Raw genomic sequence first — 12,227 nt, 5'->3', positions numbered from 1 at the left:
CTTGGATCTCGATCCGCGCATCTGACGGCACGGATCGGGCGGGCAGTGCAGCCAGGCGACAGGCTGACATGTGGCCCGGATGCAGGCGACGCAGGTTTGAAACTGACCCCCTCCGAGCGCTTCTCGGGTGGCGTTTTGCGTGTCGTTGCCAGTTTTCAGACGTCCTTGTTTGATGACGCAACGCTTGATCGGTTTGCGCGAACCTCATTCCAACGTGGCGCACGCGCCAACCGGATGGGGATGCAAGTGAACAGTGACGGCGACGGGTTTGCGGCCACTGGCCAACTGAACATCTTGTCCGAGGTGATCACCCCGGGCGACATCCAGATGACCGGAACCGGAGACCCATTCATTCTGCTGCCTGAATGCCAGACCACCGGAGGGTACCCCCGCATCGCGACCGTTTTGCCCTGCGACATGCCCCGCGCAGCGCAGACGCCCGCGGGCGGAGCGATCACGTTCGAATTTGTGACCTTGGATCAGGCCGCCGATTTGCACGCGGCATTCCTGGCGGATCTTGCCCGCCTGCCCTCAAAAGTCGAGGCGCTGGTGCGTGACCCGCATGACATCCCGGACTTGCTGTCCTACCAATTGATCAGCGGAGTGATCTCTGCCACCGACTAAGGAGATGTGCCGATGCCAAGCGTCGATCTGAATGCCGATATGGGGGAAAGCTTTGGTCCATGGAAAATGGGCGATGACGAAAGCCTTCTGAAAATCATCACCTCCGCCAATATTGCCTGCGGATTTCATGCGGGTGATCCGGATGTAATGGCATCTACAATGAAGCTGGCGGCCGAGAATGGTGTCGGCATCGGCGCGCATCCCGGGTTTCCGGACCTGCAAGGTTTTGGTCGCCGGAACATGAAGCTGTCCCAGGAAAATCTGCGCAACCTTGTGCGGTATCAGTTGGGTGCGGCGATGGGCATGGCCAAGGCGGTCGGCACCAAAGTGCGGCATCTGAAATTGCACGGCGCACTGGCCAATATGTGTTCGGTCGATATGGATATGGCGCGGGCCTGCTATCAGGGCGCGCTGGACGTCGATCCCGACATCATCGTGATGGTTCTTGCCGTGACGAAACAGGAAGACGCCGTGCGCGAGCTGGGCTGCAAATGGGTGGGCGAGATCTTTGCTGACCGTGCCTATAATGACGACGGAACATTGGTTGACCGCAGCCTGCCCGGCGCGGTGATCCACGACGCAGATGTCGCCGGACCACGCATCCTGAACATGGTGCGTGAAGGCGCGATCATCACCGAAAGCGGCAAGCGGCTGGAGACATCCATCGACACGATTTGCCTGCACGGGGACGGACCAACTGCCGTTCAGATCGCCCGTTCAGTTCGCGAAAGCCTGATCGGGGGCGGTGTCGAGGTGACGAAATTCACCCGCTGAACATCATGCGTTAACGTCGGCAGCCCAATTTCACGACTGTTGCCCGTGCAGGCCTCAGCGCCTAGCATGACGGGCAAACGCATATTCTGAATACCATAATTGCAAACAATGCATTGACCCGCAGCGGGCAAGTGCAAGGAGGTCGTGGAATGTCATTTGATTTGATGTCTTATCAGCCCCGGGGCGACAAGAAGAACTCGGATTTCTTCAATGAATACCTTCCGAAGATTTACGAACGCCGGACAAGCTCGGGCATTGCGGATCAGGTCGGCGCAATGCGGGCCATCATCATTCAGGTTGAACCCGACGCGGTGTTCGACACAATGGTCGAGCTTTACGTGATGACGCCGTATCGACACACCGCCAGCTATCTGGGGCAGACCCACAGGTTTTCGGTACTGCATTCACATCCCGACTATCCCGCGCTGATCCTGATGGCCCCGCTCAGCCCCGGGTTTGAAGATTTCATCCCCCGCATCAACCGCATGTACCCGCTTGCGCGCAACAATCCTCAGACGCGTTACGTAGGTGAGGTTTTCGCTGCCTGTGATCTGGACGCGCTGACCCGAGCACTTGAGGATCAGAACATACGCTTCGAGTATTCCGGCGACACCGAAAACCCGTTCTACACATCAGACGGGTACCGTTTCACCACCCCGTCCGATTTCACCTGCAACCGCGTCGGGTATTCGACCCACGACTTTAACGATACCGACAGTCTGGGCCTTGGGGATCGCGTGTTGCTGAGCGATACGGAACAGGCCCGCCTGGAACAGGCCGCCGCCTTTGGAACCGAAAGCAGGATCGCCCCGCTGATGCTGGGAATCGACCATCTTGCGACGCGGGTGCTGGCGGGCGAGCGCGAGGATGCGATTCTCGAGTTCCTGACCATGGTGCCCTACTATTTCTGGGGCGCTTACAACATATTCGACATGAACTCATCGACCAACGTGAACCGCAACGGCAATGTGGACGATGACAAAAAGTCTCCGGCCAAGGTATTCACCGCAAACAACACGCCATCCTTCGTCAACTCCTTCGCCAAACTGCCGATGCCGACCGAAGATTTCGTGCGCAATTTTGGCCGTCGCCTGCACCACATGGCGGTCGAGATTCAGGATGGCGATCACGGTACCGGGGAAAAGAACGTCGATTTCGTGGTGAACACCCTGAAGGACGAGGGTGTGCCGTTCCTGGCCCATGTGGTGGGTGAGTGCAAAGACGACCCTAACCTGAAACAGATCTTCTCGAAACACTCCAAGCACACCCTGCTGATTACCGAGTATATCGAGCGGTGTCACAAATACGACGGGTTCTTCACCAAGGACAACGTCGCCGCCCTGACGGCTGCCGCCGGGCAGGATGAACAATACCAGCACGGTCACGTTTTCGACTGAAAAAAGGGCTGCGGAAAACCGCAGCCCAGACCCGTTCAGGAGAGAGAATGCCGAACCTTATGATGGCCCGATCATGAAACAGGTGACGTTGCGGGCCTGCAAACGGCGACAGGCCAGATCCGCCTGTTCGCGCGTCATGCCCTGAAAGGTTGCGTCAAACCCGCGCGCGCTTTGGTTCACCTTGCGCAGCGTGCCTTCCAGAGTGGTCATTTCCGACAATGCGGTTTTCAGCAAAACCTTCTCGGCCTCATACCGCGTGGTATAGCGACCCACATTGACCCCCCACAGGTGCCCACCTGACGAAGACAACCGAGTGACAACCTCCTGCTCAGGCTCTGGCTGTTTCGTGGAATCCGTCGAAGCCAGAACCAGGTTTTCGGGGCGCAATGCCGGACGGGTATCGGATGTTTCCACAGGCGGTGCAGTTGGCGCGATATCCGCCTCTGCAATGGCCGCCGCGATCGCGCTGGTAATGCTGTCGCGATTCTCGTCAGCCGCCGCTGCAACCGTGCTTGCGACTTGCGTTGCCGCGGTCGGGCGCCGAACCGGGCGCAAACTGGATTTTGGCGCGCCGCTCACGCTGGCGACCTGCGTCCCGACACCCAATCCGGTATTTCCAGCATAGGCCGGTCGGGCAGGTTTGCGAATGGGCGCACGCGACGGGGCGCGGCGGAAGCCCAAATCCAGAAGCTCGGCAACCTTGGCATTCCGAGAGGCGCCGGACTTTCCGCCGAAAACGGTGGCGATGATGCGTTCATCCTTGCGCTTTGCCGATGCCACAAGATTGAACCCCGCTGCACGGGTGTACCCGGTTTTGATGCCGTCGGCGCCCTTGTAGGCCGCCAGCAGGCGGCGGTTGGTGTTGGGAACGGTTTTGATCCCTGCATAGGTCGATTGGCGCGAGAACAGATTGTAGTATTGCGGATAGTCATACAGCAGATGCCGACCCAGCGTGGTCATGTCACGTGCGGTCGAAAGATGACCCGCTTCGGTCAAACCATGGGCGTTCTTGAAGGTCGTGCGGCTCATCCCCATCGCCTTGGCGGTTCGCGTCATGCGCCGCGCAAAAGCTGCCTCGGATCCGCTGATGGCAATGCCGATGGCCGTGGCGGCATCATTGGCCGATTTCACGGCAGCCGCGCGGATCAGATAGCGAAAAGCAATCGTCTGACCGGCGCGCAGCCCCAGCTTCGATGGCGGCTCGGCTGCTGCCTTTTTGGTGATCCGAACCGGGGTATCCAGCGTGATCTCACCGTTCCGCACCGCTTCGAACGCGATATAAAGCGTCATCATCTTGGTCAGCGATGCCGGGTGAAGTCTTGTGTCAGCATTGCGCGAATGCAGAACCTCTCCGGTTCGGGCATCAATCACCATCGCCGCGTAAGGTGCCGCCATGGACCTGAGCGGCGCAATCGCCAGAGCACATAGCAACACTATGAGAAGAAAGCCCATTCGGGCCGGAACTGTCCGCCGAATCTGCACGATTATTGCCTCTGTCTGCCTCGCGCCGCCGGGTTTTCCCGGTCAGCAAATTTTGTTTTATTATCGTACAGACTATCACAGAGACTTGGTGAAATAAACCGAAAGCTGAGCTTTTCGCGGTTTCGTCAGGCCGCCCGAACAGGGCTATATCTAGACAGATGCCGCCCAAAGCCCACCAGATGCGCGATTGAGGCAGAACTTGGTCAACGCCCGGCAGGGTTTTCGTGGAACTGCGGCCAAAAGGCAACATCACTTCAGGCTGTGCACCAGATCGGCCAGACCGCCCAAATCCCTCAACTCCCGGAATCGGGGACTGTCGACCGGGGCTTCAGCATGCTCCACCTCCCAGATCAGGCCGTGCGGGACATGAACCCCCCAGCTTCCTGCCTGAATCGGAGCCACGACGTCAGATCGCATGGAATTGCCAACCATCATCGCGCTCGTCGGGCCATCGCCATGCCGCTCAAATATAGACCGGTAAGTGTCAGGGGTCTTTTCAGACACGATTTCCACCGCGTCGAACAGTTCGCCCAGACCCGACTGGGCCAGTTTCCGTTCCTGGTCGATCAGGTCCCCTTTGGTGATCAAGACAACCCGACACAAGCCGGTCATGCCTTCCACCGCGTCGCGGGCATGGGGCAACAGCTCGATCGGATAGGCCAGCATCTCTTGGCCGGCTTCGATCAATTGGCGAATGACCGAGGCCGGAACACGGTCGTCCGTGACCTCGATCGCGGTTTCGATCATCGATAGGACAAAGCCCTTGATACCATAGCCATAATGTCGAATGTTGCGCTTTTCGGCCGCCAGAAGCCGCTCCATCAGATGGTCCCGGTCGGCATGCTCGGCCAGCAATTCAGCAAAATGCGCCTGCGTCAGCTGAAAAAAACGCTCATTGTGCCACAGAGTATCATCCGCATCGAAACCGATTGTCGTCAGCTTGTCAGTCATCTCGTTTACGTCCGCTTGCTCTTTTCACCGGCCATCCCCACGTTATATAAGCGCGAAGATAAACCCCAAAACTGAATCGGACAGTTGCCTACGATGCTGGAAAAGACCTGGATGATGTCTGACGAACCGGACGACGACAGCGACGCGTCCGTTCTGGTGCAGACGCGCCCAAAAACCAAGCGTCCGCCTTTGTACAAGGTGCTGTTGCTGAACGACGATTACACGCCGATGGAATTCGTGGTTCATGTTCTGGAACGTTTCTTCGGCATGACCCATGCAGAAGCGTTCGAGATCATGCTGACCGTGCACAAAAAAGGTGTGGCCGTCGTCGGGGTCTTCAGCCATGAGATTGCCGAGACCAAAGTAGGCCAGGTCATGGATTTCGCCCGCAGGCACCAGCACCCGCTGCAATGCACCATGGAACGCGAAGAATAGGGCTTTTTGCCTGACAATCACCCATATTTGCCGGAATTGCCCATGTCCCCTCGCCTGGAACTTGCATTGCAGAACGGCCTGTCGCTGTCGTCGCCCCTTAGCGTGATCTGCCCTGTTCCGGCCCATGATCTGTCGGCGCTTCCCAATGAAGCGCAGGTGGTGCAACCGTTCAAACCTTTTCACGACCATTTTGCTGCGCAGGGCTTTGACACGGTGCCAGAAACAGACGGCCTCTGTCAGGATGCCATTGTGTTTTTGCCGCGCGCCAAGGCGCTGGCGCGGGCAATGATCCATCTGGCCAGTTCACGAGCCCGCGGCGTTGTCGTGATCGATGGCGCAAAGACCGATGGCGTGGACAGCATTCTGAAAGATGTTCGCAAAAGGATCTCGGTCGAAGGACCTCTGTCCAAAGCACACGGGAAAATCTTCTGGTTTCAGGCCGACCCGCAGAGCTTTGCAGATTGGGCTGCGCCAAAGACACAGATCGTCGATGGGTACCACACGGCACCGGGTGTGTTTTCAGCGGACGGGATCGATCCCGCTTCGGCCATGTTGCTGAAGGCCTTGCCCGCCAAGCTGGGGCCGCGCGTGGCCGATCTGGGTGCCGGATGGGGGTATCTGACCGCAGAGATCCTGAAGCGCGACACTGTGAAATCCGTACATCTTGTCGAAGCAGATCACACGGCCCTTGCCTGTGCGCGCATCAACGCCTCTGACCCGAAGTCCCGGTTTTATTGGGCTGACGCCGTCACCTGGTCTGCGCCAGAGCCAATGGACACCATCGTAATGAACCCCCCGTTTCACACCTCACGCAGTGCCGACCCTGCGCTGGGGCAGGGTTTCATCGCAGCAGCGGCACGCAATCTGATGCGCAACGGAACGCTCTGGATGGTGGCAAATCGCCATCTCCCCTACGAAACCACTCTGAACGAACACTTCGCTCGGGTCGATGAAGCCGCCGGCGACAACCGGTTCAAGGTGTTTGAGGCCTCTCGCCCTCGGCGATAAGGCCAGCTAACCTGCCCCCAATTCAGGAGGATTCGGATGTCCTTTTCCATCGCAGGCAAGACAGCAATCGTTACAGGCGGAGCCAATGGCATCGGGCTGGCCATAGGTCGGCATTTCGCGGATGCGGGCGCAAATGTCATGTTCGCCGATATAGATGAAAAACGTCTGATCGATGAGCTTGGGGAACAGGCAGAAGACGGCAATATTCGCTACTTCGCAGGCGATCTGCGCGAAAAACTGACCATTGCCAATTTGCTGTCGGCAACACTGGATGCGTTTGATCAGGTGGATATTCTGATCAACGGCGCGCGCCAGGTGATCCAGTCTGATCCGCTGGACCCCGATGACGACTCGATGCGCACCTTGCTGAACCAGAACCTGATGCCTGCGCTGCGGCTCAGCCAGCTGGTCGCGAAACGCATGATCAAACAGGCCGGGGATGACGATGAAAACCCGGCCGGATCGATCATCAACCTGTCATCCATCGCGGCCCGCCGCACGCATCCGGACCTGATGGCCTATTCCGTGTCTACCGCCGCGCTGGATCAGTTGACACGTTCACTAGCCGTGGCGTTGGCGCCGAACCGCATCCGGGTCAATTCGATTGCGCTCGGCTCGGTCATGAGTGCATCCCTGCAATCGACCCTGAGAGAGAACCGAGAATTCCGCGACGACATCGAAAAGCACACACCGCTTGCCCGCATCGCGTCGGCCACCGAATTGACGGAAACTGCGCAGTATCTGGCATCGGATGCAGCCGGATTCATCACCGGCCAGATCCTGACAATCGACGGTGGCCGCACATTGCTTGACCCCGTTGCCGCACCTGCGCATTAAGACCCATGTTCGAAACAGAAAAAAACACCGCCTCTGCCTGGTTCCGCCAATTGCGCGACGATATTGTCGCCGCATTCGAAGCACTGGAGGACAGCCACGACACCGGCCCGTTTTCCGACGCAAAACCCGGCCGCTTTGAAGTGAAGGAAACCAAACGCCAGTCCGAGGACGGCTCTGACGCAGGGGGCGGTCTGATGTCCGTGATGCGCGGCGGGCGCGTGTTTGAAAAGGTCGGGGTCAATGTCTCGACGGTTTACGGGACCCTGGGCGAGCGTGCACAACAGGCAATGGCAGCGCGCAAAGGCATTCCCGGGATGACCGAAGACCCGCGTTTCTGGGCCTCGGGGATCAGCCTCGTGGCGCATATGCAGAACCCCCATGTCCCGGCGGTGCACATGAACACCCGCATGTTCTGGACCCCGCACGCCTGGTGGTTCGGCGGCGGGTCGGATCTGAACCCCTGCATCGAGTATGATGAAGACACGGCGCATTTCCACGCGACCCAAAAGGCCCATTTGGACCCGCATGGTCCCGGGCACTATCCACGCCTGAAAGAGTGGGCGGACGAATATTTCTATATCCCCCACCGCAAACGCGCACGCGGCGTGGGCGGCATTTTCATGGATGACTATTGCACCGGGGACTGGCAGGCCGATTTCGCCCTGACGCAGGATATCGGTCGGGCTTTCCTGCCGGCCTTCCTGCCATTGGTTGAAAAGCGGCGCGTACAGGGTTTCTCGGACGCCGACAAAGACACCCAGCTGGTGCATCGCGGTCTTTATGCGGAATACAATCTGGTCTATGACCGGGGCACCAAGTTCGGACTGGAAACCGGACATGACCCGGACGCCGTTCTGATGAGCCTGCCGCCGATGGCGAAATGGGTCTGACGCTTAGAACGTGTCCATGATGAAATTGTCATAGCAGTAGTTCTGCGCCGACGACGCCGACATATTGGCCCCAACCTTCCTGACGGTGATGGAATATCCCGGCTTGGTATCCGCCCCCGGCGGCGGGCTCAGCGAGAATTGCACGGTCCGGACACCGGGTTCATAGGCGCGCCAGATATAGATCCGCTGGTTGTTTGGCACGCCCAGACTGCGGATCGCATAGTCCCCGATCCCACACCAATAGTTCACGGGCGCCGACGATCCGATGGCCTTGACCTCGTAGACACCGTCCGGCATTGGCGTGATTTCCGTACGAAATTGCGGCCGAACGGACAGGCCGAACCCGACAGCCTCGGCCATCGCAGGTATCGACAAAAGCACGGCAGCAGCCAAAGTCTTGAATGAACGCATAATCCAGATATCCCGAAACAAGGGTCCGATACCAATAGCATAGTCGGGACGACCTGCGAGTAAAGCAGGACAGGCCAACGAGCCGGCAACACTGACCACATCAAAGAATTTATTCTACCCATATTGCAGGAAAGCAGTACACTCGCTGTAGACTTTTGGTTCCCGTTACACTGTTGGGCATCTCTTTGAGCAAGACGTTTCCAAAAGACTGGTTCGATTTCACGCCGGAAAAATACGCGGATCTGGGCGCTATGTTCTTTCTGGCGGGTTTGACGAAAACACATCAGAAACGCAGTCTGGCACAGGTTTTGTACGCGTTCGAAACTCCGTTTCGCCTGGGCCAGTACCATATCTTCCGACAGCACGGATTCCCCCGTGGTTTTGTCACCTTCGCCGGGCTCAGCCCCGAAGCCGAATTCCGTTATGCGGTGAAAGAAAAGCCCCTTTCCGACACGGATTTCACCAGCGGATCATCCTTCTGGATCATTGATCTTGTGGCTCCGTTTGGACAGACCAGCCAAATTGTTGATATCCTCAAGCAGGAAATCCCGCACCCGCGTGTGCGCACCAACCGGATGGACAGTGACATGACACGCAATCGCATTGTCGAATGGACGCGGGATGAAGCGGGCGAGGTTCACATGCGCCTGTATCGCAAGAAGGAATTTGAACGCGTGTTGCAGCAAGGCGAGGGTTAATTGGTTTCAGTTCCGATCACAGGCGAACTGACCGGGGATGTGACTGGGTTTCCACCCAACGTTGAGACGGGGCAACCCACTCTGGACAATGGAAACTTCAATCCGGTCACGCAAACCTGGACGATTGCGGCACAGCCCGCCAACGGTACCGCCTCGATTGACCCGAACACAGGAGAGTGGACCTATACCGTCGACCCGACATTTTTCGATGGCCTCGACAAAGGCGAGGTTGTCTTCGATTCTTTCTTCATCAGCGTCTCGGGTACAACGCAAGTCGGACCATTCACCCTTCCATTCACTGGCACACCGGATCCGGTGGAGGTGGTCATCAGGATTGAAGGCGTCTGTTTTGCGGCCGGAACTCTGATCGAAACTGAAAGCGGCCCGCTTGCGATCGAAACGCTGGGCGCAGGGCATATGGTGGCCACTGCCGATCACGGTCTGCAACCTATCCGCTGGATCGAAAGCAGCAGGATTCCACGCGAACGATTATGCGATGAACCTGCTTTGCGCCCCGTTCGTATCTCGGCGGACAGTCTGGGGCCGAACGAACCCTCTTGCGACCTTCTCGTGTCGCAACAGCACAGAATTCTGGTAAAGGGCCCGAAGGTCGAGTTGCTTTTCGGCGCATCCGAAGCCCTGGTTGCCGCCAAACACCTGTGCGGATGGCCCGGCATTGGCATCGATACATCTGTTGAAGCCATCGAGTATCTCCACGTCCTGCTGGACCGCCACGAAATCCTGAGCGCCAACGGAGCGCTGGCCGAAAGCCTGTTTCTGGGGGAAGAGGCGCTGTATGCCTTGTCCTCTGACGCGTTGCGAGAGCTGGCCGCAATTTTCCCGGACAGGCCGACCTCGGGTCATATCGGATTCGGGCGCGCGGCTCGTCTGATACTGCGCGAACACGAAGCCCGCGCGCTCGCATGAGACTAACTACCGGCCACGATATGTCCGCCGACATCCTGCGGGGCCAACGCAACCGTCTTGATCACCGCATGACATGTGCTGCCCGGTTGCAGGTTCAGGGCCACAACAGATCGGCGCGTGACCCGCGCCAGCACATTGCCCGCCGGAGTCCTTACGGACACGATCGCACCGGGTCCCTCGCCCGACCGGATCTCTTCGACAGTACCGCTGAGCACATTCAGCGCCGAAAGCCCCTCGGGTTTTTTGTTCGACAGGATCACTTCCTGCGCAGGAATACGAATACGCAAGTTGGCTCCGATCTCATGTCCGATACGAGGCAGAAACAACCGCGCGCCATTGGCATTCAATTCCGTCAGCCCATCGGAATGATGTTTTGCAACCTGAACCTGCAACACGGCCCCGACGGCACGGACACCCGTAGGGGCCACAGACGGGTCGGCAAGAACTTCGGATGCGGGCCCATGACGAACGGCCTTGCCATCCTGCAACGCAACGACGGACGTTGCCAATCGGGCCACTTCAGCAGCCGAGTGCGTCACATAGAGGATCGGAACCGAAACCTCATCCCTGAGGCGCTCGAAATAGGGCAGGATTTCCGCTTTTCGCCCATCATCCAGTGCCGCCAGCGGTTCATCGGCAAGGATCAATCGCGGGCTTGCCAACAAGGCCCGCCCGATGGCGACGCGTTGTTTCTCTCCGCCTGACAACCCGGCAGGTCTGCGGTCCAGCAGATGACCGATGCCCAGCATGTCGATGACCTTGTCGGGGTCTTCGCGCCGTGTATTCTTCGGCGCGAACCATCGCCCATAGGCAAGGTTCTGGCGCACGGTCAGATGAGGGAACAACCGCCCTTCCTGAAAAATATACCCCAATCGACGCCGATGCGGCGGCAGCCAGAGCCCCTGTTCCGTGTCGAACAGAACCCAGTCATCTACCGCCACCCGGCCCGCCCGGGGCCGCAGCAACCCTGCGACTGCGTTGACGATGGTGGTCTTTCCCGATCCCGAGCGCCCGAACAGCACTGTTACGCCAGGGGGTGCATCAAAACTGACGTCCAGATCGATCCCCGGCAGATCATGGTGCAACCGAACAGACAAGCTCATGATCCGGCCACCCGCGCGGCGGCGCGGCGTCCCACATATTCTGAAAGCAACAACGCGCTCATCGCGATGACGATCGAGATCAGAACCAGCCGCGTCGCAGCGGCCTCGCCGCCCGGGACCTGCAAAAACGCGTAAACAGCCGAAGGCAATGTTTGCGTCTGACCCGGGATGTTGGACACGAAGGTAATCGTCGCACCGAATTCACCCATGGCCTTGGCGAAGGCCAGAATAGCCCCGGCTATGACCCCTGGCAAAATCATCGGCAAGGTCACCGTACAAAACACCATCGGACGCGACGCGCCCAGAGTTGCCCCTGCCTGTTCCAGCTTCGGGTCCACCGCTTCGATCGACAAACGTATCGCCCGGACCATCAAAGGGAAGGCCATGATCCCGGCGGCAAGGGCCGCGCCTGTCCAGCGAAAGGCCACTACGATCCCGAACTCGGCCAAGATCCGCCCCAGCGGCCCTTGAATGCCGAAGGTCAGCAACAGCAGGTATCCGGTGACAACGGGCGGCAGGATCAAAGGCAAATGCACCAGACCGTTCAAAACCTGTCGCCCGGGAAACCGCCAACGCGCTAGAGCATAAGCGACAAATATCCCAAACGGCAACGTCGCCAGCGTCGCCCAGAAGGACACGCGCAATGAAAGTTTCAAGGCTTCTACTTCGGCAGGTCCCAACCAATTCAAG

14 protein-coding genes (1 of these 14 only partly in view) are annotated in these 12,227 nt (G+C 58.6%); 9 read left to right on the top strand and 5 right to left on the bottom strand.

Annotated elements, in window-relative coordinates:
* From NOR97_RS02080 to NOR97_RS02070, 3 genes are all read left to right on the top strand, one after another.
* Nucleotides 1-624 carry the 3' portion of a biotin-dependent carboxyltransferase family protein gene (locus tag NOR97_RS02080; RefSeq protein ID WP_257600063.1) on the top strand. The gene continues 375 nt to the left of window position 1, outside the view, so the window shows 624 of its 999 coding nt (coding positions 376-999); its start codon lies beyond the left edge, outside the window; the stop codon is at nt 622-624.
* 12 nt (nt 625-636) lie between these two features.
* Nucleotides 637-1,398 carry a LamB/YcsF family protein gene (locus tag NOR97_RS02075; RefSeq protein WP_257600062.1) on the top strand — a complete coding sequence of 254 codons (762 nt, stop codon included), beginning with the start codon at nt 637-639 and terminating at the stop codon, nt 1,396-1,398.
* A gap of 149 nt (nt 1,399-1,547) precedes the next feature.
* On the top strand, nt 1,548-2,795 hold the full coding sequence (locus tag NOR97_RS02070) for a hypothetical protein (RefSeq protein WP_257600061.1): 1,248 nt from the start codon (nt 1,548-1,550) through the stop codon (nt 2,793-2,795).
* Nucleotides 2,796-2,852: 57 nt separating this feature from the next.
* Here the strand turns inward: NOR97_RS02070 and NOR97_RS02065 are convergent, their stop codons facing one another.
* Together NOR97_RS02065 and NOR97_RS02060 are read right to left on the bottom strand one after the other, a co-directional pair.
* On the bottom strand, nt 2,853-4,247 hold the full coding sequence (locus tag NOR97_RS02065; protein ID WP_257600060.1) for a D-alanyl-D-alanine carboxypeptidase family protein: 1,395 nt from the start codon (nt 4,245-4,247) through the stop codon (nt 2,853-2,855).
* Nucleotides 4,248-4,526: 279 nt separating this feature from the next.
* Complete coding sequence (locus NOR97_RS02060; RefSeq protein WP_257600059.1) at nt 4,527-5,228, bottom strand: HAD family hydrolase; 702 nt, start codon at nt 5,226-5,228, stop codon at nt 4,527-4,529.
* Between the two features lie 93 nt (nt 5,229-5,321).
* Between NOR97_RS02060 and clpS the strand changes: the two genes are divergently transcribed.
* Genes clpS through hemF form a run of 4 tightly spaced genes read left to right on the top strand, consistent with a single transcriptional unit; the run spans nt 5,322 to nt 8,398 of the window.
* Nucleotides 5,322-5,663 (top strand): ATP-dependent Clp protease adapter ClpS, encoded by a 342-nt coding sequence (clpS, locus tag NOR97_RS02055; protein WP_152456986.1) that lies wholly within the window; start codon nt 5,322-5,324, stop codon nt 5,661-5,663.
* Nucleotides 5,664-5,705: 42 nt separating this feature from the next.
* Nucleotides 5,706-6,671, top strand: a complete 966-nt coding sequence (locus tag NOR97_RS02050; RefSeq protein ID WP_257600058.1) for a class I SAM-dependent methyltransferase — start codon at nt 5,706-5,708, stop codon at nt 6,669-6,671.
* Nucleotides 6,672-6,707: 36 nt separating this feature from the next.
* Nucleotides 6,708-7,508, top strand: a complete 801-nt coding sequence (locus tag NOR97_RS02045; RefSeq protein ID WP_170347355.1) for an SDR family NAD(P)-dependent oxidoreductase — start codon at nt 6,708-6,710, stop codon at nt 7,506-7,508.
* Nucleotides 7,509-7,513: 5 nt separating this feature from the next.
* Nucleotides 7,514-8,398 carry an oxygen-dependent coproporphyrinogen oxidase gene (gene hemF, locus NOR97_RS02040; RefSeq protein WP_257600057.1) on the top strand — a complete coding sequence of 295 codons (885 nt, stop codon included), beginning with the start codon at nt 7,514-7,516 and terminating at the stop codon, nt 8,396-8,398.
* Between the two features lie 3 nt (nt 8,399-8,401).
* Here the strand turns inward: hemF and NOR97_RS02035 are convergent, their stop codons facing one another.
* The gene (locus NOR97_RS02035) at nt 8,402-8,809 is read right to left on the bottom strand and encodes a hypothetical protein (protein WP_257600056.1); all 408 of its coding nucleotides are present in this window, start codon (nt 8,807-8,809) and stop codon (nt 8,402-8,404) included.
* Nucleotides 8,810-8,994: 185 nt separating this feature from the next.
* On the opposite strand from NOR97_RS02035, the gene NOR97_RS02030 reads away from it, so the two are divergent.
* Nucleotides 8,995-9,507 carry a toxin-activating lysine-acyltransferase gene (locus tag NOR97_RS02030; protein WP_171172747.1) on the top strand — a complete coding sequence of 171 codons (513 nt, stop codon included), beginning with the start codon at nt 8,995-8,997 and terminating at the stop codon, nt 9,505-9,507.
* Nucleotides 9,508-10,434 (top strand): Hint domain-containing protein, encoded by a 927-nt coding sequence (locus tag NOR97_RS02025; RefSeq protein ID WP_257600055.1) that lies wholly within the window; start codon nt 9,508-9,510, stop codon nt 10,432-10,434.
* A 2-nt stretch (nt 10,435-10,436) separates the two neighbouring features.
* Here the strand turns inward: NOR97_RS02025 and modC are convergent, their stop codons facing one another.
* Nucleotides 10,437-11,537 carry a molybdenum ABC transporter ATP-binding protein gene (modC, locus tag NOR97_RS02020; RefSeq protein ID WP_170347350.1) on the bottom strand — a complete coding sequence of 367 codons (1,101 nt, stop codon included), beginning with the start codon at nt 11,535-11,537 and terminating at the stop codon, nt 10,437-10,439.
* Nucleotides 11,534-12,226 carry a molybdate ABC transporter permease subunit gene (modB, locus tag NOR97_RS02015; protein ID WP_170347349.1) on the bottom strand — a complete coding sequence of 231 codons (693 nt, stop codon included), beginning with the start codon at nt 12,224-12,226 and terminating at the stop codon, nt 11,534-11,536. Before modB ends, modC begins: the two co-directional genes overlap by 4 nt.
* Between the last annotated feature and the right edge of the window lies 1 nt (nt 12,227).

Source organism: Ruegeria sp. YS9, assembly GCF_024628725.1.
GTDB classification, from domain to species: domain Bacteria; phylum Pseudomonadota; class Alphaproteobacteria; order Rhodobacterales; family Rhodobacteraceae; genus Ruegeria; species Ruegeria atlantica_C.
This window is presented reverse-complemented; position numbering and strand designations above follow the sequence as displayed.